The following is a 22,340-nucleotide window of genomic DNA, read 5'->3' on the forward strand; positions in this document are numbered from 1 at the left end:
TTATTGAATTCGGAATTTATTTTTATTCCAAACCTTAGCCAAAATGAAGCCAACTAGTGCGCCACCAACATGGGCAAAGTGTGCAATCCCGCTCATGCTTCCCGAAAAACCTAGATAAACAGACACTACAATAATAATTGGAAATAAATATTTCGCCTTTATCGGAAACGGAATAAACATGAACATCAATTTAGCGTCTGGAAATAATGTGGAAAAAGCCGCTACAACTCCAAAAATTGCTCCTGATGCTCCTACCATTGGTATTCTTAAAGCATTATATAATTGCTGAGCCAACTCTCTACTTTCGGGAGTTGTACCAGGATTGGCATTTGAACCATGATATCCAATTGCAGATTGTTCATATATTATGGAAGGATCTACACCCATTGATTTTAATGAAGAAACCAACGTTTGAACTTCATAGAAATTCCACAAGTTAAATAAAACAAAAGCGCCCAATCCACTTGCAAAATAGAGAATTAGATAGCGTTTTTCTTTTAAATATTGTTCCAAAACCGGTCCGAAACTCGCCAATGTAAGCATGTTGAACAAAATATGCATAAGTCCACCGTGCATAAACATATGCGTAACGATTTGCCATGATTTAAAATTCGGTGAAAATGGATAGTATGCTGGTAAAATCACGTCTAGTAACGGGATAAAGTAAGCAAATGCGAAAACAGCAACATTAAGAATGATGATATTTCGTGTTATTGGGGTTAGTTGTCCAAACATAATTTAAAATTTGTTTTTAAGCTCATCGAGCGGTAATTCTAGAAAGCAAAGCTTGCCTGTTGACGTATAATTGGACCAACCTAATTTAGCAAAGTCTTTTAATAAACTTTCCATTTCGTATTTATAAATAAAGTCGAAACGCGACTTCGAGTTTACCTTACTCCACTGATATTCATAATACAGCATGAATTCGTCTTCGGATTTGTATTCTAAAATCTCAAATATTTTCTCCAAAAATTTGATGACTTGTGATTCCTTCAAACCTTCAGGAACAGCATCAATACGCAAAACATTTTCTTGTGCAAGCGTCATATCAAAACCTAATGAAGGCAGATATTTCTTAATCGAACGGTATTTGTTTTTTTCAATTTCGTTGAGGTGATATTCCAAAGAGTACAAAAGTGGCTGGCTGTGTGAACTGCGTTTTGCTTCTTTGTTATTTTCAGCTTGGATGACGCGGAAAATTCGTCCTGGATCGAGCATTAAGGTTTTGTCGCCTTTATTGTAAATCCAATAGCCATTCGGTAAGCGTAACAAATCTTCTTCAAAATCCTCTTCTTCATCAAATAAATTTATTTTAGAAGGTTCTGCCGAAGGATCTTGTTGATACATTTCCGTAAGATTTACCATTTCCATTTTAGATGGTTTTACCTCATCTGAAAAAGGATTAAAGTCTCGTGGAACGGAAACGGACGTCGGTTTGTAATCCGAATTCGCCTTGGATGGTGTTCCGAAAAACTGATCCATCTGCGGATCTTTGTCGAAATCTAAACTTGGAGTGATGTTGTAAATTCCCAATGAACGCTTGATTGTTGATCGAATTAATGCAAAAATCAAATGCTCATCTTCGAATTTCACCTGTGTTTTTTGCGGATGAATATTGACATCAATTTTCTCGGGTTCGATTTCTAAAAACAAAAAGAAAGATGGAATATATCCTGGCTGCAACAAGCCTTCAAATGCTTCCTGAACGGCTTTGTTTAGGTATGCACTTTTGAAATAGCGGTTGTTAACAAAGAAAAATTGTTCACCGCGAACTTTCTTGGCACCTTCAGGTTTTGCCACATAGCCTTGAAAATTCACCCAATCCAAATCTTCTTTAATTGGAATTAAAAGCGGTTGTAATTTTCGTCCGAAAATCTCCACAATTCGCTGCATGGATGTTCCTTTTCGAAGTCTAAAAATTGGTTCGTCGTTATGAAACAAATCAAACTCAATATCTTGATGTGCTAGTGCAACACGCTGAAATTCATCAATAATATGTCGAAATTCAATATTGTTGTTTTTCAAAAACTTACGTCTTGCCGGAACGTTGTAGAAAAGATTTTTAACCGAAATATTAGAACCTTCCGACGTTTGAACGGGCTCTTGAAACTGCAATTCGCCCCCTTCAATATAAATCGTCGTTCCTAAAGGCTGGTCGTGCTTTTTGGTTTTTAATTCCACCTGAGCAACCGCCGCAATGGAAGCCAATGCTTCACCACGAAAGCCTTTGGTTGCAATGGAAAAAATATCTTCGGTCGTACGGATTTTCGATGTAGCGTGTCTTTCGAAAGCCAGTCGAGCGTCAGTTTCGGACATTCCGGAACCGTTATCCACGACTTGAACCAAATTTCGTCCAGCTTCGCGGATAATGAGTTCTACTTTTGTTGCTCCAGCATCAATGGCGTTTTCCAAAAGTTCTTTAACAATGGAAGCAGGCCGTTGCACCACTTCGCCCGCAGCGATTTGGTTGGCAACATGATCTGGTAAAAGCTGAATGATATCCGACATAAACTGATTTGTAAAAAGACGTACAAAAATAGTGAACCTAATGCGAATAAAAAATTTTTTATAAAATCTAGAAACAAGAATTGAAAACCAAGAAAAAATAGGAAAGAAGATAGATGTAAGGGTGGAAATTTATTATGAAAACTTGGCTAAAAAGTATTGTAGGGCTTTCTCAGTTACGATTAAAGTTATAGTATTCAAAAAAAACACCTCGCATTTTGCGAGGTGTTTTCATTTTACTTTTTATCAAGAAAAGTTATTTTTTTGCTTTAACATCCAATGCGATGTCAATGTCTTTAGAAATAGCCCAGTCTTTAGGGTCTCCTTCTGTGCCATAGGTCAAGTTCCAAGCGCTTCTGTCAACTGTAAAGTTAGCTGCTAGATCTACACCCGCCTCTGTAATTGAAATTTTTGCAGGAAAAGTAACATTAACCGTTTTGTCTTTTAAAGTAAGGTTTCCGCTAACAACGTTTGTTGCACCTTCCAATTTACTTATATCTTTTGTAGCATCAAACGGAGCTACGCCTGTAATTTCGAATGTAGCAGATGGATATTTGGTAGCGTCAAAAAAATCAGCCGATTTCAAATGTCCTGCAAGTTCTTCTGGTTTTTTGTCTGCTTCTGTTACCGAAGCTGGATCAACTACAAGAGAGTTGATATCGATGACGAATTTACCACCAGTTACCGCTCCATTATCAACTGCAAATGTTCCTTCTGTAATAGAAAGCGTCCCGAATCTTGGAGCAACACCTCCTTTGTGCGCTGCAGTCCACTTCACGGTACTAACGGCTTTCTCAGCAGTATATGTTTCGCCAACGTGTGCAGCAGCTTCTTGCTTTTCACCTGTTGAAGTCGTATCTGTTTCTGTTTTTTTACAAGATACTAGTGCTAAAGCTAATCCTAAAGCGACAAATGATAATTTCAAACCTTTCATTTTATTATTTTTTTAAATGTTTTCGTATTATTTAGGTGGCAAAGTTAGGATCTCCAAATCATATTCTTCTTGATGTATGATAATAAAAGCAAAAATTCCATTAAATATTTTTTACCACTTGAATAATTTTTCATCTATTTGTTTAAAACAAAATTATGGCACACCTAAATAAATTCTTAATCGTTGGTTTGGCGCTTGCGATGAGTTGTACAACGACAAAAGTCACGAAGAACGATTATCAAAAAGATGTATTGTTGCAAACCAATTATGGCGATATGGAATTGCGTTTAAGTGATTTAACGCCTCAACATCGTGACAATTTCATCAAGTTAGTGAAAACGAAATACTATGATGGGGTTTTATTTCATCGGGTGATTAAAAACTTCATGATTCAATCAGGTGATCCAGATAGTCGAAACGCAGCCAAAGGAAAACCTTTAGGTGAAGGCGGACCAGCGTATACTATTCCAGCAGAATTTAATTCTACTTTGTTTCATAAGAAAGGAGCTTTAGCAGCAGCTCGGGAAGGTGATGATGTGAACCCACAAAAAGCGAGTAGTGGAAGCCAGTTTTACATTGTTCAGGGAAAAGTTTGGACAAGTGGAGCTTTGGATACGTTGCAAACGAAACGATTAAAAGGCGCTGTGATTCCGCAAGATCGACGTGCTTCGTATATGAAAGAGGGCGGCTCACCGCATTTGGATGGAAATTACACCGTATTTGGTCAGTTAGTTAAAGGTTTTGATGTTTTGGATAAAATTGCCGCAACACCAACGAGCAAAGGTGAAGACAAAGATCGACCCTTAGAGGACGTTCGTATCATCAAGGCTAAGATGGTGAAGAGGAAGTAAGGTTGGCTGAGAGAGGACGATTACCAAATATAAACAAAGAATGGAGCAACAAAGAATGGAAATCAAAATCAAATAGAAAGATTTGGATAATCAAATTGAATTATATTAAAATACCTCTTTCGTGCATTCCTTTCAAGGAAATAAAATCTTTAGAGCACCTTAATTATGAGTATATCAATGCTTCTTATTTTTCTCTAAAAGAAATTAATGGACTTGATACTTGCTTGTTGTCTGTATACAATAGTTTTGATGAAGAAGTAAATTATGACAAATCAAATTTATTGTTTGGAAGGGTAGTTTCTGAAACACCCAGATTAAGAAATACAGGGAAAGCTATAAAAGTTAAAGATGAAGAGCAGCAAATTGACATTTCAACACTCCCTTATTTAAATTACAGTAATACTGATTTACCTGATGGAAATTGGTTTTATACAAAAGAGGGCGATTATTTTATGTTTTCTTCAATTGAATCTACTTATGAGTCTGTCAGGCATTTGGAAAGTATTTCTATTTATGGGGACATAATTGTAAGGCTGAGAATTGTTATAGAATTGTTGAAATTAAATATTAAGAAAGGTATTGTAGATTTATCTTTGACTGAATTTAAAGATATTGCTTTTAGAGTGCTGAAATCTGATTTTAATTCTAAAGGAGTGAGCGATGCTGATATTTTGGGTGGTGTTGAAAATTGGCTACCATCAATGTTAAATACACCGCTTTTCGAAGATATTCCTTATGAGATTCGTGAAAGACCTGTAGTTTTATAACTATATCCGAATAAAAGCGTGTGACCCTAAAAACAAAAAATACTCCGCAAAATTTGGTGCATTTTCTTTTGAAGAAGTAGTTGCAGGATGGAAAGTACAAGCTTGGATTGATGAATTATATAATAGTTGAAAATGGCGTAATTGTAGATTTAACAGTGTTTTAAATAATGCAAGTAGATATTTTTTTTAATCATTTGAATGCTCAATTATTAAAAATTGAACAAAAGTACTATTCATCAAGTGAAGGGATGATTTACCTTGGCTTTCCATCAATTGACTTCTCAAAAATGTCAAAAGAAGAACGATCATACTTTGTTTATTATTTATGTTTTTTCGTTGCTTTTGATCTTTTGGTTTTCACATATAATAATGAGAACTACGAATTGCAAAAAGGGAAATTACAACTTCCAAAATTTGAGTATGGTTTATCTAATGTATTTATTTATCCAGGTGCGATTTTTGAAAAGTTTAAAGTGAATTCCAATTCAGAAATTTTTGAAAATGTTGTTGAACTAGGGTTTGCTTATTTAAATAGTAGGGTTCAAGAAATAGATTCATTGCATATTTTTGATAATATATTTAGTGACAAAGATTTCTTAACAGGAGCATTTAATATTGAATTAAAAAAAGCAATTAAAAAATACTCACAAAAGTAATTTAGTAAATTGGCAAGAGTATTTTTTCTATATTAAGGAAACATTTACCCACTCCTGTAGTTCTTTTACTCCCCCTTTTTTTCGGCAGTATCCGCATCCCCATTCATCTGTATTGATATCGATGTAAATGTGATGGCTATTAGAACCGACGCAGTTGGCATAATAGAGTCCTTTTTCCGTATTATAGGGTTTAGGATTCAACATAAATTTTGTGAAAATTTCTAATAAAGGACTTGTGGTGAAACCCTTTATTTTGTCTTTAATAGAAGTTATAATTGTTTCAAAATCAGTGTCATTAAGGTGTTGTGATTTCCAATTGTACGGTAACGACTGAAAGGGTAATCTTTTATGGAAAATGTCTTCAAAACATCGGATTAAATTTTCTTGGAAAGACCTTCTAGCATTGTATTTGTATTGACTCTCAATTTTTTCCTCGTCTTTTATTTTACAATCTTCAACCAGCGCTATAAATTGGATGAAATTGTCTGCTGTAATTCGGTAATAGTATATCAGAGGAATGTCAAAACTTTGACAATCAACTTCAAGAGTGGCTAAGACGGTAAAATCATCGATCTTTGCTTTTCCGAATATTTCGTGAAAGGTTGTCCCTTCTTCTTGTGACATTGATGTGTGTGTACTAAAATTCATTCTACTATTAAAAAAGCGTTAAAAGGATTCCATTCATACGTTTTCTTATTTACAATATCTTGATAAGGATTCCATGTTTTATCAATACGGCATTCTTCCTTTAGTTCATTTCTTTCAGATTCACTTAGTTGATTATAGTATTGAATGAGCACTAATGATTCTGTCGTATAGGAACAATCTGGATATGAATAATAGGATTCATGTAAAGCAACCAATATCATATTTTTATAATCATTTGTTATTTTAGGCTCAATTTTCCTATAATATGAATTTACTTCTTTATTGAACCTTCGATCACATAGAAAGAAATACAACTCATTTGGGTTTTTAATGATAATAGCCTTCATCATTTTGTCAATTTCATCTTCACGATCTATGTACTCGGTATTGTCTTTAAAATCTACAATGCCTTCCTTCAGGTATTTTTGAATATGTTTTGAGAGACTTGTGATGGTTTTTGTGCTAAAGTATTTCATATAGCTTTCTTCCCACCAATCATTCTTGGTGTCATGAATAAGATCAATGGCGAATTTTTCATATACCTCTTCAGAGGATTCATCTTCTAAACATTTAGCCATGACGTCTACTTCATTAGCACAAAATAGCAGTCGCAAATGTGCTTCTACATTTCTATTGATGAAATTCTTAATTATCCATGCATTTTCATCTTTCGTGAAATCAAGGGATTCGGAAAAATAATCAGCTTTAATACCCGGATATGGATATAGAACCTCCATTTCGATATAATAGTTTTCGAAGTAGGTAACTTCCACAACTAAGAATTGACCGAGCATCCATTGAACAAATAATTTTGTCATTTTTTATGTTTTAGAGGTTTCCATACATCTTATTTGTTCTTTCAAAGAATTCGACGTTTAGCATTGGGTTAAAGTTTGATATTTTTTGAGAAGAAATTAACTCTGCTAGTATCTCAATTTTAGTTTTTTGATCCATTTTAGAATACAATTCTTCAAAATCTGGATTCAAAATACTCGGAGTTTGAATTTTTGCTTGCAATGAAAACTTCTTTTGTATTCCATTAGCCAGAATATGTTGATTAAGTACTCTTGTTAAATTACCCGTCAAAGTATATCTAAAAGCATTATGTCTTGGAAGTTCTGAGAAATAAATTTCTTCAAGAGTTTTGAGTTTATCGAAGTATTCGTTGTTTTGCCCATCTGAGTCTTCGATTCCAAAAAAACGTTCTTTTATGATTTGATAATAGTCTTTGATGATATCTTCGCTCTGCTTTTCTACTATGTCAGAAATTTGGAAGCAAATTTTGAGTATTTCCTTTTCCCAATATGCTGATGATTCTTTACAAAAAGCACCACTAAGTTTAGGAACTAAAGAAAATGCGATTCCATTGTATGGGTAGAGTAGTTTGATGCAAATCTCTCTTTTGTTTGAAACGTATTTTTGACCAATTAATAAACGGTCTTTATCATGCGTGTATACGATAGTGTTAGTCATCATTTTTAAATTTTATAGTTCACTAATTTGTAACATTATTCCAGCGTCAGGATTCATTAAATCATCTTCATCGAAGATCCAAACCGTATCATCGTATTCTTCTTCATCTTCGGCATATTGGAAGTCGGATAAGTCAACAATCACGCTATCTTTATATTTCATACTATAGGTAAATTGACGATTGTAAACTTCAATTTGTAATTCATCTTTTGAATAGGCCTTGTATTTTGATTTTTCCATACAGATATTCGCGAGCTCGACAGCACAATCTTTCGCGTCGCAATCTCCAAAATAGGGTGTTCCATAAGAATCATCGTCTGAATCATAAGTGATTGAACCTTCATATTGTATGACTTCTCCATCGAGGCATTTTAAACTTAAGTAGATGTCATCATCAGTACCCATAATAAGAGCTTTTCTTCCGAGGATTGTACTTAATTCTTGGTATAAATTTAAATCGTAGTCAAATATTTCTGTACAACGGTAATGCCCGTTTAGAAAAATTTCTTCTTCATAAATTTCAAATACTTTATTGTACGATTCTGCTTTTTGGGAACCGTATTTTGATGTGTGATAAAGTTCAAAATACCCTTCAAAGAACTTGAGAATGTCTTTGTTTTTAGCTTTTGCAATAATTGATGTGCGTTCTTCATAGCCGTCATTTTCATAAGACTCACCGCTTATGTAGTTGTTGTAAACCATGAATCGGACCATATCAATCGTTTTAAGACAATACTTTTCGCCTCGTACTTTTTGGAAGCCTAAGTGTTCTGGCTGTGTACTAGATAAATCTGTACTTAAATTGGTTGTAGACATATGATATAATTTATAATGTTTCAATTACAAATCATAACAAGAGAAAAATTGTGGGAAATAACCTTTTTTATTTTGGCAGGTTTGCCCTCATTCTATACCACCGTGGCAGGTTAAAGCTCGGTTGGTGTTCTGAAATAATCAGAATCTCTTGATGATATGTTGCAAATATAGAAATCTTTTTTAGAATTGAGTGCAAAAACAATAAAAATCCCTATTTTTAAATGTTTTCATTAGAAAAGTAATGAATTTACTATGATCAGCAAATAATTCTTTAGATAAGAGAATCAATAAAGTGTTTTTTTTTAACTATAAAAGTATTTTATTTGAAAATAATGAGCTACACACCAGAACTACAAAAGGTAATTGACCAACTAAATCTTAAGAAAGAGAATATTCTTTACTTAACTATTAAAAATGTTTACCTTGATGAAATGAGGGAACAATTAAAAAATGTTGAGTATCGAGATAATACGGAGTTTTTTAGGAGAAAACTTTTTATTAAGGGTAAAGATGGTTTACCATCTCATGAAATGAAGCCTTTGAAGTACATTTTATTTCAAGGAGGCTACGAGCCAAATAGTCCCAGGTTATTAATAGGCTTAAAAGGGTGGACCTTGGACAAGAAAAAGTTTCCAGATACCCTGGACATCCAAGGACATGACATTTATAAGGGCATTTGCTTATTACTTGATACTATTGTATTTGATTCTCAAAGAGGGCGGTTGTACCGGGATATTCATAACTTGAAGAAACCAGAAAAAGTTATGGCTAAAGTTCCTGATAAATCTGTTTTACCTAAAAAAGAATCAGTTAAGAAAGGAATGAAAAAGCACAAGCTAATTTTGGAAATTAGGAAAAGGAAAAAGAACATTTGATTTATTACAACGAGCCAACATGCACTTACCTCATTCCCAAAAACTTCCTGTAAACCTTTTGTCTGCTGTTTTTAATAGAACAACAGCAACATATAAGTATTATTGGTTGCTTGCATTAATTGAATCTGTAGAGCAAGGGAAGTTGGAGATTTCTAAACGAGAATTGTTTTCAAGAATGATTAGCGCTTCTTGGTATACAATAAACTATTTTCACTTGTCTTTTGGAGCTTTTGATATGATTGAAGATGCAATTCTGAAAATTAGAGAAACAGAAGGAATAACAATCGACGAAAATAGAACAGAAATACTAAATCAATTATTATCATCAAATAATAAAGAAACAGTAAGAGTCTTGAATCATTTTGATAAAAATGTTCCGCATTGGTTTCTTTCTCCTTGGTTCCCCAACAAATCAAAAAAAGATGTATATAATGCTTCTCAAGATTTTGAGAAGAAGGCAATTTACGGTTTAGAAAAGGATTTTATTAAGATAAACCCTTTGTGGCAGAACTATTTGACGAAAAATTCTAAAATTTTAAAAGAGTTTTGTTATTGGAACTTAGCTTTGTTTTTACAAACAAGAAACCCTAATGTTCCAGACATTCCAAATAAATTAATCAAGCCAGCAACTAGAAATAGCCTTGTAAATCAGACTAAGGATTATTGGAAGTTGGTTTTTAAAGAGATGGGATCTATAGAATGTATATTTACTGGAAACAGACTAGACTACTCTGAAAAGAATTTCGCTATTGATCATTTTGTTCCATACGCTTTTGTCTCACATGATCTAATTTGGAATTTAGCTCCCGTTGATAGAACCTTTAATTTGTCTAAAAGCGACAGGTTGCCATCGTTTGATGTCTATTTTCACAAGTTTAAGGAATTACAGAAGAATGCATTCGAAATACATTTAAGCAACAAGTCCAGTAGCAAATTTTTAGATGAATACCTTACAATATTTCCATCCATTAATTCTTTTGATGAAAAATTGTTTGAAAACACAATACAACCATTACTTACTATAGCGAACAATAATGGCTTTCTTTATTTTTAAATAGATCAAACTATTCTAAAATAAATTAGCCACCCTTTTGACCACCCTAAAAACAAAAAACCCTCTGTTAACCTAAGTTACAGAGGGTTTAAAGTACCCCAGACGGGACTTGAACCCGTACGTCCTTGCGGACACAGGATTTTAAGTCCTGCGTGTCTACCAATTCCACCACCAGGGCGTAGTGGAGCGAAAAACGGGATTCGAACCCGCGACCCCAACCTTGGCAAGGTTGTGCTCTACCAGCTGAGCTATTTTCGCATCGATTTGTGCGGATGAAGGGACTCGAACCCCCACGCCGTGAAGCACCAGATCCTAAGTCTGGCGTGGCTACCAATTACACCACATCCGCAAATTTTTATAAAGAACTCCTTTCTTTTTTGTGAGTGCAAATATAAAGCATTTTTATTTATACTCACAAATTTTTTTCAGAATTATTTTTAATAATAAATTTCATTTATTCGGCAGTACCATTCATTTTTGTTATTTTTACAAAATAAATATTTGCAATGGAATTACAAGGAACAGTTAAGAAGATTGGTGATACTCAGACGTTTGGATCTGGGTTTCAGAAAAGAGAAATGATTTTGCTTACGCAAGAACAGTATCCACAGCCTATTAATGTTGAGTTTTTACAAGATAAAATTTCTTTATTAGATACTATTTCAGAAGGTGAAAATGTGAAAGTGGGTATTAATATTAGAGGAAGAGAGTGGACGAGCCCTCAAGGTGAAACCAAATATTTTAATAGTATTGTAGGTTGGAGAGTAGAAAAAGTAATGGATGGCGGGGTAGAACCTACACAAGCGATGCCTTCGAGCGCCGCTAGTTCAGCACCTGCAAGCAACGGGAATCCTTTCCAAGAGGAAGAAGATGACGATTTGCCATTCTAATTAAGAATAAAGTTACAAAAACCGAATCCTCTTTTTTTAAAGGGGATTTTTCATTTATTTTGACCTATGATTTTTCTTTCGGATACGCATCCTAATTTTCCAGATCCTCATTTTTATCACCCACCAGGCGGTTTGCTCGCGGCAGGAGGAAATTTAAATGTCGATTATGTTTGGGAAGCGTATCAAAATGGTATTTTTCCTTGGTTTAATCCCGACGAAGAAATTTTGTGGTGGTGTCCCGATCCGCGTTTTGTTTTATTTCCTTCAGAATTGAAAGTTTCCAAGTCAATGCGGAAGATTTTTAAAGATGAGGTTTTTCAGTTTACGGAGAATGCTTGTTTTGAAGAGGTCATCCGAAGTTGTCAGGAAATTGAACGACCAGATCAAGATGGAACTTGGATTACCGAAGATATCATTAATGCTTTTTTAGAGCTTAATCTGCAAGGAAAAGCCAAGAGTATTGAAGTTTGGCATGAAGGTGAATTAGTCGGTGGATTTTATGGAGTAATTGTTGGTCGTATATTTTTGGGGAAAGTATGTTTTCTAGGATGAGTAATGCTTCCAAAGCGGGTTTCATTCAATTTGTTTTGAGATATAGCGAAGTGTTTGATGTTATTGATTGTCAAATACATTCTAGCCATTTAGAATCATTGGGAGCAAGAAATATCCCAAAATTAGAATTTTTAAAATATCTTAAAAAATAAAAAAGACCTCAATTTGAGGTCTTTTTTATTACTATAGTGTGTGTTCAGATTATTTCTTAACACCTCGTACGATGACTTTGTCAAGTTCCCAAGAGACTGAAGCTCCTGCAACAGATGTATATTTAAAAGCAATAACAACGGATTTTCCTTCGTATGCTTTCAAACTGATTTTTCCAGATGAGACAAAGCCTGCGAAACCGCCTAGGTCGGTGTCGTAAACCGCATTGGTAGCTTTTGCCCAAGTCGTAGTTGCCACGTTCCCTGTATAGTTTTCGGTTACATAAACTTCTAGTGGATTTCCATTGAATCGGCCATCGGTTTCAAAACTAAAGAAAGGGTCGGAGTAACCGCTTAATGCAATCGGTTTAGAAACTAACCAGTCTTCATTAGCTTGTCTGTTTCCGTCAAGAAATGCGCTTGGTCTAGGATTTCCGAAATTAGTCGTTGTCCATGTCTGTGTTCCTAAAACGTTTACTGCAGTCCAATTTGATAAGTTATCAAATCCTTCTTTGAAAATAGTAGCCGTTGGTACCGGAGTAGTTCCATCGCAACGTGGATTATCTAAATCAGCTCCTCTTAAGTTAAGAATCCAGATCTGATATTTTCCGTTATAGTAACTTAAGATACCCGTTACGTCTCCTTTTCCAGTATCAATATCCGTAGAGCTGGCTTTAAAAGGGAAGTCTCTTGTTCCAAAATCTGCATAACCCGACGTTGTTAAATCAATTTTGTTTCCGCTACAATCTTCAAGAGTTCTTGCGGTTGTATTCGTTCCTTCAGCATAGGTTTTTCCTAAATCCGTTTCAATAAATTGTAGATCTTTGATTCGGATATATCGGCCGACATCTGCTTTGGTAAGTTCATTAATTTTCTTAACCGTTGGAGTTACTGTCGTAATTGGACGATCAGTTCTGAAGAAGTGTTTATAGGTTTCTTCCGGATTTACTTGTCCAACATTTCCTTGGAAAAGCGCACCTAACTGTACTTCTCCATTTTTGTCATTGATGTAAAGATCTTTAAGGCCAATCGTTACGGTTCTACCAATTTGGAAACGACGATCTAGGAAAAGGTCATTAACATTAATATTAACTGCGATACCACCCGTTTCATCTTCTACGTAAACTTTTTTGAATAAGTTCCCTGCCGCATCATTACCAACAACTTTTGCTGTTAATGTTGCATTTTCTGTAATTTGATAAAGAGAACCTTTGTAGTACTCTTTTACTTGAGCAACTGTTTTTGGTGTTGCAGAAGCGTCCACCTGACAAGTTGCTGTTAATTTATCTAAACGAGGTCCTTTCATGTCCAAATCAGAATCGTTTACGATGTAGAATTGGTATGAAGAGTTGAATTTGCTTAAAATTCCAACAAATTTCCCGTTTCCTGAAGGTAGATTTTTGTTCGCAAATGTAGCGTAACCACTGTTTCTCACGACTCTTGTTGTAAGCGTAGTATTAGGGTCGTTGATTTGTCTGTCAATACTTATTCCCTCTGGAGCGTACTGCATACAAAGGGTTTTCTTGTCAAATTCGGCATTGTCGATTTGTACCAAACATCCCACGTATTGATCGTTTGCTGTTTTGAAATCAGCTAATTTCATTACTAATGGCTTAATTGTAGACTTTGGAGTCGTACATGATTTGAAGATTTTCTTTGGCAATGTACTTTCTGTAATACGTCCAAAAACTCCTGTCGTTGAGCTGTTTTCACCCAATTGAATGAAATTTCCATACGTTCCCAAAGAAAGTCCATCTAGTGTGATAGAAATTTTAGACCCTTGAGGATAATTTGCATACGTATTCACTGCATCAACACTGATGACCAAACCTTGAGTTGGATTTTCAGGTTTATCTTGAATGTAGATGTATTTATAAATATTTCCCGTTTCGTCAGATGAAGAAACGTAGCCTTCCACTAAAAGTTTTTCAGTGATTTTCGTTCCGGAACCCATTTTCTTAAGTGCGTCAAGCGTAATGGTTTTGTATCCATCAAATTGATCTTTACATTGGTACGCTTGAAGATCTGGGTTGTTGTATTTATCATCGTGCACACAAGCAGTAAGCAATAATGCCATCAATGCCCACGAGAAGATTTTAAAAGTTGATATAATCGTTTTCATAATGAATTTCTTACTGTTAATCTTAGAATCTTAAATAAATGTTCGCAAAGAAAGTTGTCCCTCTATCGTACCATAATTTAGGTCCGAAAAGTGGTGTTTCTCTTTGGCTTTCTACATAAGCGTCACGAAAGGTTGATCTTCTTCCTTGCTCGAATCCACCAGTAACATAATCTCTATTGTTCAAGATGTTGTTTACGCTCACGCTGATTCCCATTCTGTATTTACCAAGTAAGAATGATTTTCCTGCATTTGCATTTAGCATGAACTGATCTTCAAACTTACGCTGCTTCAGTAAAGTGGCAATGGCGTCTGGAGAAGCGGCAGGAACATCAATTCCTGATCCTAAATAGTCTTTTACAGCCGTGTAAGGATCACCTGTTAAATCCGTGTAAAAGATTGGCGTTCTTGTGATAGCTGAGAAATCTAAATATTGATCCATCAAATAATTTCCAGAAACACCTACCCACCAGAATTTAGGCGAATTGTATTTCAAACCAGCAGAAAAAGCTTTTTGTGGTGTTCCTCCAACTTTATATCCTTTGATATTTGCTTTTCCTAAAGATGAGAATCCTTGTGTTAAATTATCGCTATCTGCTGCATAATATACATTCGGGTTGTTTTCGTACGTATATTCACCCCAGCTTCCTACAGCGTTGAAGTTTAACGTTGGAGTTACTTTTACATCAACTCCTAATTCTAAACCTTTGTAACGCTTGTGAGCTCCTGAAAGAACTTCTGTAATGAAAGCATCACTTGACCTTACGTTTCCAGATTGTCCAAGTAATTCAATTCCTTCAGAATAGTATCTTGAAACTTCAATAGCGTTTTCAACATCCGTCCAGTATCCCGATAAACGAAGTTTTACGATTTGTCCTCTTAAGATATAACTTAACTCATTCGAGTTGATGATTTGATTTTCTAAACCAGGAACCGAAAAATCATTTGCTCTTGGATTCAAGAAAATTTCATTCAACGTTGGCGCAGTGCTGAAATACGTACCCGCATATGTAATGAAGTTTTTACCGTTGATTTTATACGTTACTTTTCCTTTAATTCCGGCGTTGGTGAAATCGTAAATGTCGCTCTTACCTTTTGAGTTGTTTTTGTACAAATGGTGACGGAAGTTACCATCTCTTTGCGATTCTGAATAGGATGCAAAGATTGAAGCAACCGCTGTCCATCTTGGTAAATCAACTTCTGTTGAAGCGTTTAAAGTGTACGTTTGTCTCAATAAATCGTAAGAATATTGAGTCCTATCACCTTCGTGAACTTGCGTATTAGGATTATCTACATCAAAAGCTTGATTATTCCCAAAAGAGTTCAGGTTGTTTGCATACGTGGCTCCTAAAAGGTCTTTAATGCTTCTGAAGTTATCGGAAACTAAGTTTTGATACGAGAAATTTAAATTCAATTTCCAGTTTTCATCTAGTTTCGTATCAAAATGCGAAACATAGTTGAATGTTTTATCTTTGTTCACGTCTTCTACAACGGAATAAAGCGCTCCTCTTTCAAGGTTATTTCTATTGGCGTTGTATAAATCGTTCCAGTTAATCTGACTGTTTGCTACGAAGTTGTCTCGTACATTGTCTATTTCTGCTTGCTCTGCAGCAGTGATATCGGTTCCGCCATCACTTCCTGTTTGTAAGAAACGGTCTGTCCAATAACTAGGTAATTTTCTATAATACGTTGGATTTGGGTCCGAAGCACGGAACCAGTCTAGTCGACTTCTTCCATCTCTACCAAACTGATACGAGAAGGTGTTGTTCCAATTACTTGTTTTACCCAATTTGTTATAAAACTGTAGTTGGAAGATTGGCTCAAACGTATTTCTGATTCTAGAATTTCGCTTTTCACCATCTTGCCATCCCCAATACGCATTGTAATTTTTACCCATTAAATCATAGGCTTCTTGCGTGTTCGGGCTATTTGTTGAACGATATGTTGGCGCTCCAAAAGCGGTTAAGTTTACAGAGAAACGATCAGAGAATTTCTTTTCGATAGATCCGAAATACGCGTACGAATCTTGGTAAACACCATGGATAATTCCACGATCTGCCCATCTTCTACTAGCGGAAAGTGAGAACGCCCATCCGTTTTTGCTCAACCCTGAGTTATATGTCGCCATCAATCGGTGGAAGTAACTTCTGTTTGTAAATGAATACGCCAAAGAAGTTCCTTTTCTGTACGATGAAGCTCTAGTGTTGTAATAAACAACGCCACCTAAATTTCCGAAAGAATATTCCGAAGGCGTGATGTTATCAGCACTTTCAAAAGGATAACGCGTTACATCATTAAGTCCACCCCAGTTTGAGAAGTCGATTCTACCATCATCATTTTTTGACATGGTTACTCCGTTAAAAAGAACATCCTCATACCTGTTATCAACTCCTCTTGGTCGGAACCAATATGCTCCCAATTCAAAAGCGGCCACATTTTGAAAAACATCTCTTCCGGAGCTTAATAAACCAACGGTTGGTTGCATTGAGCTACCTTCGTCGTCGGACATCGCTTCGTCAATTACAATCACACCAGCATCAGATGATCCCGAAAGTGGTAACAAGCTAATGACTCCTAAGTCTTTTTTCTTTTCCTTTTCTAGAACTTCAAATTTTAGAATTCTAGTTTCAAAACCTGGTTTAGCTACGTTAATTTCGTAGTGTCCAGGCAGCAGATCTACGAACTGGAAATATCCGATTTTATCTGCAACTTTATCGTTGTCAGACTGAAGAAGATCGATTTCTGCTCTCTCAATCGGTTTACCCTGAGAATCTTTCACATAAGCATAAACCGTTGTCTGCGCGTAGTAGAACGAAGCGGGCATCAATGCAAAAATGGAAAGCAATGATAATTTTCTAATCATGATAGTGGTATATGGGTTTCTACTGTTTTAAAAAAGGGATATAAAATTACGGCGATTTTTATAAAGTTCTTAATTTTTAACATATCTGTTCGTTGTATTTTAATAAGTCTTCAATCAATGCTAGAAATTTTTCGTTCTTGTAGAAACATATTTAAGTAAATTTGCATCGAAAGTTTAGTTCTATGAAAAAATTTCTAGTATTGGGCGCGATTTGCGCTGCCTTTTTTGCTTCAGCTCAACAAAAACAAGTTCAGCGAGCTACGGTTGCTTTTATGAACGTTGAAAACCTGTGGGATATCTATCCATCGGCCGATTACATTGATGGAACCAAGGATAAAAACAATCCTGCATTTCATAGAAGTGTTCCTATTGATTCTTTAAAATATCTTGAAGTTACCGAAGACTACAAAGGTGAATGGAGTGACGATAAGTTGATCGGGAAAAAGGTCATACGACATCAAATTCTTAACACCGATTTTACAGCTGACTCTCCGAAAAGATGGAATGAAGCCAGTTACAAAGATAAAATGGGCAAACTTGCGAAACTAATTTCTGAATTAGGAAGGCAGTATACCAATACCAATCCGGCTATCGTTGGTCTGATTGAGGTTGAAAATAGACAAGTTATTGAAGATTTAATTAAAGAGCCTTCGTTAGCAAAAGACGATTACGGAATTATTCATTACAACTCATACGACGCTCGTGGAATTGACATTGCTTTGATTTATCAAAAGAAACGTTTTATCCCAACAAATTCACTTAAATCGGAAATCAAAAATTATAACGACGATGGCAAAAGATCGTACACGCGTGATGTTGTCGTTGTTTCTGGATTATTGGACGGTGAAAAAGTAGGTATCTTTATGAATCACTGGCCGTCTAGAAGTGGAGGTGAAGCCGCTTCGGCGCCAAAACGAAATGCAGCCGCTGCGGTATTAAAAAAGCAAATGGATAGTATGCGTGCGGAAAATCCTGATGTGAAGCTTTTTGCAATGGGTGATTTTAATGATGATCCTGTAAATGCGAGTGTGAGCAAGCATTTGGGTGCAGTGGGTGATCCCAAGAAATTATCAGAACAATCGCCGTATTTCAACCCGATGTGGAAATTGTTTAAAAACGGAGTCGCTTCTTTAGCATACCGTGATGCACCGAATTTGTTTGATCAAATTATTGTTTCTAAAAATTTAGTTACAGAAGAAAAGTTAACGCCAACCTATTCTTTATACAAGGTAGAAATTTACGCACCGAAATATTTAATTACCGATTCGGGTCAGTGGAAAGGTTATCCGTTACGCTCGTGGAATGGCGATACGTACACCGGTGGCTATAGTGACCACTTTCCAGCGGTTTCTATCGTACAACGAGAATATGTAAAGAAATAAAAAAATACAAAACCACCATTTCGGTGGTTTTTTTTATCTTTAACTATCTAAAAATAAGGATTATGAAAGCGTTACCTATTTTTGTTCTGTTCCTTTTTATTGGTTGTGTTAATCAGAATTTGCCTGCTGGTGCCAAACCTCAATTTAAAACTGAGAAAAATGCAGATGATGAAGATAAATGGGAAGTCGTAGTTTTTGATCCTCAATACGAAACCTATTTGCTCACCATTGCAAGGCCGAAAGCCATGTTTTCTAACTCTTTTTTACAAGCTCGAAATCAAACTTTAGTTAGTGAGTGGAATTCACGCTATTACAGTGGTCGAAATCCAAATTTCTACGAAATGGCCATTGATTATGATGTTCACGAAAATTATGATTTGGATTTTAACTATCGGCTATACCAATTTTTCGCCTACCTCAATTATCGATATGGCGTTACATTTCAAGGGCTAAGCGGTGCTGATAAAAGGCGTTAATCCATTAGGACAACATTCGTTGGGCTTTCTTCACGCCTTCAACAAGAATGTCGATTTCTTCCATCGTGTTGTAAACGGCAAAACTTGCGCGTACGGTTCCCGCAATTTTGAAAAACTCCATAATGGGCTGCGTACAATGATGTCCGGTACGAACGGCAACGCCCAATTTGTCTAAAATCATTCCGACATCCGACGCGATTCCGATTCCTTCTAGGTTGAACGAAACCAAACCTGCCGTTGGTGCATTTTTCCCATAAATAGTAATTCCATCCAATGCAGAAAGTTGCTCTTTAGCATAAGAAACGAGCTGACTTTCATGTTTTTGAATCGCTTCATGACCAATTGAATTCATAAAATCAATCGCGGCTCCTAAAGCAATATTTCCACCCACATTTGGCGTTCCTGCTTCGAATTTAAATGGCAAATCGGCGTAGGTTGTTTTTTCAAAAGAACAGGTTGCAATCATTTCGCCACCACCGTGAAATGGATGAAGTTTGTTGAGTATGCTTTCCTTTCCGTATAAAATTCCCGTTCCCATCGGTGCATACATCTTGTGTCCCGAGAAAATCAAGAAATCACAATCCATCTTCTGCACATCAATTTTGAAATGCGGGACAGATTGCGCCGCATCGATAACGACGTATGCGGAAGAGTTTTTACGAGTTTTCGCGATGATTTCATCAATAGGATTTACAATTCCTAATGCGTTAGAAACCTGATTTACAGATACAATTTTTGTTTTTTTGCTAAGATTTTGATCCAAGAAATCTAAATGCAAAATTCCGTTTTCATCCATCGGAATCACCTTCAAAACAGCTCCTGTTCGCTCACAAAGCATTTGCCAAGGAACGATGTTAGAATGATGTTCGAGATACGAAATAATAATTTCGTCACCCGCTTTTATTTGATTCGTGAATGCATAAGCCAAAAGGTTGATACCTTCGGTAGTTCCTTTGGTGAAAGTAACCTCGTAATCATGCTTCGCATTGATAAATTGCTGAACTTTTCGTCTTGACAATTCCATTTCCTCCGTTGCCAATTGGCTTAACGTATGGATTCCACGATGAACATTGGCGTTGATGGTGGTATAATACTCTTCCCAAGCTTTCAAGACCGAAAGTGGTTTTTGGGACGACGCACCATTATCCAAATAAACCAAAGGTTTACCGTTAATCTCTTGATGTAAAATAGGAAATTGTTCTCGAATTGCTTGCAAATCAAACATGATGAAATGATCTTTGTTTAGAATGGTTCAAATTTACGGAAAATTTAACCAATCTAAGATTTTATCCGGTTTGAAATCAGAAATGAATTGTTAATTCTTCAAATACGAATCAACAATTTGATTAACAATGAAATCAACTTGAGTTGGGCGACCTTTTGTATCTGACACGATGTTTTCATTACTTCCCAAACGGACAATAACCAGATTTTTCTCCGGAACAACGATGGTGTATTGACCAAGAATTCCCCAGAAGTAATAATGCTTGTATTTCGCATCTTGATTAATCCAAGTGCCATAACCGTAGGCTCCATTTGATTCTTTCGTTGGCGTAATCATTCGGTCTAAATAATCTTTGTTAATGATTTGTACTGAATCTACTTGACCACCATTCAACATCATTTGACCTAATTTTGCAAAGTCACGAGCATTGGAGTGAATGCAACAAAAAGACTTTTCCATGCCATTGTCATCGGTTGACCAATACGCATTTTGTTCCATCCCAAGCGGGATCCACAATTTTTTCGAAGCATAAGAAGCTAGAGGTTGACCCACTGCCTCGCGAATGGCAAATCCTAAAAGCTGAGTCGCGCCACTTTGATACTCAAATTTGGTTCCCGGTTTGTCTTTAAAACCTATTGGAAAAATCGCTTTTCCAAGTGAGTTTCCATAATAGGCTTTCGCATTTGGAGCAAATGGGTTGTAATAACTTTCATTCCAATCCAAACCAGCTTCCATGGTGGTAAGGTTTTTAAGAGTTAATGTATTTCCATTTTCTTTGTTCGCATAATCGCTGAAGAAATTAGAAACCAATTGATTTTCCGATTTTATTTTTCCATCATCAATCGCTGCTCCCATTAATAGTGCGGTAACCGATTTTGCCATAGAAAAGGAATTGGTTTGCGACGTTTTTGAAAAACCATCCCAATATTCTTCATGAACTAACTTTCCGTTTTGGATAACCACAAAAGCGGCCGTTTTGGTTTGCGTTAAGTCTTGAACTAAAGCTTTCGGTAAACGAGATTTATTGTAGTTTTCGGCTAAAATCCAAGGTTTTTTATTCCCGGTTGGAATTTCATGTGATGAAAACAAAGGACCATCGGTAATTGTTGCCGATGTTTCGCCACGAAGGTAGGTTTTAGCGATTCCACTAAAAAGATAATCATAGCCAAAAGCGTAAGCTAATGCGATAACTAGAGCGATGATAATGGCTGTTACTTTAAGGAATTTTTTCATGCTACTGATAGAGTTTCAAATCTATAAAATTATTGTTTCTTTTAACCCAATCTTGAGCGCCTTTTCGCTGTTTGATTTTGGCGAGATTGATATCTTCTTCTTTTCCATTTTCATCTTGCATTCCCGTAATGACAAATCCAACTTGAGCCATTTGCTCAAGCCAACCTAAAGGCTCTTTGCGGTAATTTTGCCAGTATTTAGTAAAGCCTTTTGAATCGAGATTAATGACTCGTCGTGGTTGTGGGACCGTAAGTTCCTCGGCTTTTTTAATGTTTTGTACACTAATTAATTGAAACTGATAATACTTTTTAGAGTCCTCAAGTGAAACAATTTGACCGGGCAAACCTTTAAAATAATAGGGGCCTTCTTGCAATGGGATTTCAGTGGTGAACCATGCAGTCCAAGCTCTTCCTCCATAGTTGGCAGTTGCTTTTTGACATTCCCATTTTTCTATTTTCTTTTTTTCGTTTTCTAATTTCCAAGGAATGTTGAATTTATCTGTTATTTTAAAATTTAATTGATATACCTTTTCATAAATTGAAATTGCGTTTCCTTTTTTGAAAACTTGTTGAATAATCGACGGAGGCTCAGTACTTTCATTATATAACTTTGATAATGAATCTGATATTGCCATTTTGTTGCTCAAATAATGGGAGTTTTTGCCAACAACACTCAATCGCATTACTTCTGTAATTAGACTATCGGTTTTTGTTGAGTCTGGTGCAAATTTATAATCGTAAAGAAATTGGTAGTTCTGCCCTAGAAACCAGGAGGAAAAGAAAACGAGTATAAGAGCTATGTATTTCATTATTTTGGTTTCTACCAAAGCTAATAAAAAAAAGCGGAGAAGAACTCCGCTTGAATTTTGTATT

At 35.7% G+C, this 22,340-nt stretch carries 20 protein-coding genes, 3 tRNA genes, 1 pseudogene and 1 riboswitch; of the genes and pseudogenes, 9 read left to right on the forward strand and 15 right to left on the reverse strand.

Annotation, left to right across the window (positions count from 1 at the left end; genetic code table 11):
- From AC5XHR_RS08435 to AC5XHR_RS08445, 3 genes are all read right to left on the reverse strand, one after another.
- Window positions 1-735 (reverse strand): rhomboid family intramembrane serine protease, encoded by a 735-nt coding sequence (locus AC5XHR_RS08435; protein WP_495950335.1) that lies wholly within the window; start codon window positions 733-735, stop codon window positions 1-3.
- A 3-nt stretch (window positions 736-738) separates the two neighbouring features.
- Window positions 739-2,508, reverse strand: a complete 1,770-nt coding sequence (mutL, locus tag AC5XHR_RS08440; RefSeq protein ID WP_495950336.1) for a DNA mismatch repair endonuclease MutL — start codon at window positions 2,506-2,508, stop codon at window positions 739-741.
- A gap of 253 nt (window positions 2,509-2,761) precedes the next feature.
- The gene (locus tag AC5XHR_RS08445) at window positions 2,762-3,439 is read right to left on the reverse strand and encodes a YceI family protein (protein ID WP_495950337.1); all 678 of its coding nucleotides are present in this window, start codon (window positions 3,437-3,439) and stop codon (window positions 2,762-2,764) included.
- 155 nt (window positions 3,440-3,594) lie between these two features.
- On the opposite strand from AC5XHR_RS08445, the gene AC5XHR_RS08450 reads away from it, so the two are divergent.
- The 3 genes from AC5XHR_RS08450 (at window position 3,595) to AC5XHR_RS08460 (ending at window position 5,713) form a co-directional block, all read left to right on the forward strand.
- A complete protein-coding gene (locus AC5XHR_RS08450) occupies window positions 3,595-4,290 on the forward strand; it encodes a peptidylprolyl isomerase (protein ID WP_495950338.1) in 696 nt (231 codons plus the stop codon).
- Between the two features lie 2 nt (window positions 4,291-4,292).
- The gene (locus AC5XHR_RS08455; RefSeq protein ID WP_495950339.1) at window positions 4,293-5,057 is read left to right on the forward strand and encodes a hypothetical protein; all 765 of its coding nucleotides are present in this window, start codon (window positions 4,293-4,295) and stop codon (window positions 5,055-5,057) included.
- Between the two features lie 167 nt (window positions 5,058-5,224).
- On the forward strand, window positions 5,225-5,713 hold the full coding sequence (locus AC5XHR_RS08460; RefSeq protein WP_495950340.1) for a hypothetical protein: 489 nt from the start codon (window positions 5,225-5,227) through the stop codon (window positions 5,711-5,713).
- Between the two features lie 27 nt (window positions 5,714-5,740).
- Here the strand turns inward: AC5XHR_RS08460 and AC5XHR_RS08465 are convergent, their stop codons facing one another.
- From AC5XHR_RS08465 to AC5XHR_RS08480, 4 genes are read right to left on the reverse strand one after another with little or no spacing between them, the layout of a single operon-like run.
- Window positions 5,741-6,337 carry a hypothetical protein gene (locus AC5XHR_RS08465; RefSeq protein WP_495950341.1) on the reverse strand — a complete coding sequence of 199 codons (597 nt, stop codon included), beginning with the start codon at window positions 6,335-6,337 and terminating at the stop codon, window positions 5,741-5,743.
- Window positions 6,338-6,357: 20 nt separating this feature from the next.
- Complete coding sequence (locus AC5XHR_RS08470; protein WP_495950342.1) at window positions 6,358-7,179, reverse strand: hypothetical protein; 822 nt, start codon at window positions 7,177-7,179, stop codon at window positions 6,358-6,360.
- Between the two features lie 10 nt (window positions 7,180-7,189).
- Complete coding sequence (locus AC5XHR_RS08475) at window positions 7,190-7,837, reverse strand: hypothetical protein (protein WP_495950343.1); 648 nt, start codon at window positions 7,835-7,837, stop codon at window positions 7,190-7,192.
- A 9-nt stretch (window positions 7,838-7,846) separates the two neighbouring features.
- Entirely contained in the window at window positions 7,847-8,650 is an 804-nt protein-coding gene (locus AC5XHR_RS08480; protein WP_495950344.1) for a hypothetical protein, read from the reverse strand.
- 58 nt (window positions 8,651-8,708) lie between these two features.
- Window positions 8,709-8,810: riboswitch (SAM-I-IV-variant riboswitch) on the reverse strand.
- A gap of 172 nt (window positions 8,811-8,982) precedes the next feature.
- Between AC5XHR_RS08480 and AC5XHR_RS08485 the strand changes: the two genes are divergently transcribed.
- Complete coding sequence (locus AC5XHR_RS08485) at window positions 8,983-9,525, forward strand: hypothetical protein (protein WP_495950345.1); 543 nt, start codon at window positions 8,983-8,985, stop codon at window positions 9,523-9,525.
- Window positions 9,526-9,583: 58 nt separating this feature from the next.
- The gene (locus AC5XHR_RS08490; RefSeq protein WP_495950346.1) at window positions 9,584-10,579 is read left to right on the forward strand and encodes an HNH endonuclease domain-containing protein; all 996 of its coding nucleotides are present in this window, start codon (window positions 9,584-9,586) and stop codon (window positions 10,577-10,579) included.
- A gap of 94 nt (window positions 10,580-10,673) precedes the next feature.
- Here AC5XHR_RS08490 and AC5XHR_RS08495 read toward each other — a convergent pair.
- The 3 genes from AC5XHR_RS08495 to AC5XHR_RS08505 form a co-directional block, all read right to left on the reverse strand.
- A tRNA-Leu gene (locus tag AC5XHR_RS08495) sits at window positions 10,674-10,757 on the reverse strand.
- A gap of 4 nt (window positions 10,758-10,761) precedes the next feature.
- Window positions 10,762-10,837 (reverse strand) — tRNA-Gly (locus AC5XHR_RS08500).
- 9 nt (window positions 10,838-10,846) lie between these two features.
- Window positions 10,847-10,928: transfer RNA gene (locus AC5XHR_RS08505), tRNA-Leu, on the reverse strand.
- Between the two features lie 157 nt (window positions 10,929-11,085).
- Here AC5XHR_RS08505 and AC5XHR_RS08510 point away from each other — a divergent pair.
- Together AC5XHR_RS08510 and aat are read left to right on the forward strand one after the other, a co-directional pair.
- Complete coding sequence (locus tag AC5XHR_RS08510; protein ID WP_495950347.1) at window positions 11,086-11,469, forward strand: DUF3127 domain-containing protein; 384 nt, start codon at window positions 11,086-11,088, stop codon at window positions 11,467-11,469.
- A 66-nt stretch (window positions 11,470-11,535) separates the two neighbouring features.
- Window positions 11,536-12,173: pseudogene (aat, locus tag AC5XHR_RS08515) on the forward strand (leucyl/phenylalanyl-tRNA--protein transferase).
- A gap of 49 nt (window positions 12,174-12,222) precedes the next feature.
- On the opposite strand, the gene AC5XHR_RS08520 reads toward aat, so the two are convergent.
- Window positions 12,223-14,292: a DUF5689 domain-containing protein gene (locus AC5XHR_RS08520; protein WP_495950348.1), complete on the reverse strand. Its 2,070-nt coding sequence runs from the start codon at window positions 14,290-14,292 to the stop codon at window positions 12,223-12,225.
- 22 nt (window positions 14,293-14,314) lie between these two features.
- A complete protein-coding gene (locus tag AC5XHR_RS08525; protein ID WP_495950349.1) occupies window positions 14,315-17,152 on the reverse strand; it encodes a carboxypeptidase regulatory-like domain-containing protein in 2,838 nt (945 codons plus the stop codon).
- A 182-nt stretch (window positions 17,153-17,334) separates the two neighbouring features.
- Here AC5XHR_RS08525 and AC5XHR_RS08530 point away from each other — a divergent pair, with 182 nt between their 5' ends.
- Complete coding sequence (locus AC5XHR_RS08530) at window positions 17,335-18,534, forward strand: endonuclease/exonuclease/phosphatase family protein (RefSeq protein WP_495950350.1); 1,200 nt, start codon at window positions 17,335-17,337, stop codon at window positions 18,532-18,534.
- A 62-nt stretch (window positions 18,535-18,596) separates the two neighbouring features.
- Window positions 18,597-19,010 (forward strand): DUF6146 family protein, encoded by a 414-nt coding sequence (locus AC5XHR_RS08535; RefSeq protein ID WP_495950351.1) that lies wholly within the window; start codon window positions 18,597-18,599, stop codon window positions 19,008-19,010.
- A 4-nt stretch (window positions 19,011-19,014) separates the two neighbouring features.
- Here the strand turns inward: AC5XHR_RS08535 and AC5XHR_RS08540 are convergent, their stop codons facing one another.
- The 3 genes from AC5XHR_RS08540 to AC5XHR_RS08550 form a co-directional block, all read right to left on the reverse strand.
- A complete protein-coding gene (locus AC5XHR_RS08540; RefSeq protein WP_495950352.1) occupies window positions 19,015-20,235 on the reverse strand; it encodes an aminotransferase class V-fold PLP-dependent enzyme in 1,221 nt (406 codons plus the stop codon).
- 90 nt (window positions 20,236-20,325) lie between these two features.
- Window positions 20,326-21,468 (reverse strand): serine hydrolase domain-containing protein, encoded by a 1,143-nt coding sequence (locus tag AC5XHR_RS08545; RefSeq protein WP_495950353.1) that lies wholly within the window; start codon window positions 21,466-21,468, stop codon window positions 20,326-20,328.
- Window position 21,469: 1 nt separating this feature from the next.
- Complete coding sequence (locus AC5XHR_RS08550; RefSeq protein ID WP_495950354.1) at window positions 21,470-22,276, reverse strand: GLPGLI family protein; 807 nt, start codon at window positions 22,274-22,276, stop codon at window positions 21,470-21,472.
- Window positions 22,277-22,340 lie beyond the last annotated feature (64 nt).

The sequence above is a fragment of the Kaistella sp. CFF1-2 genome, assembly GCF_059509915.1.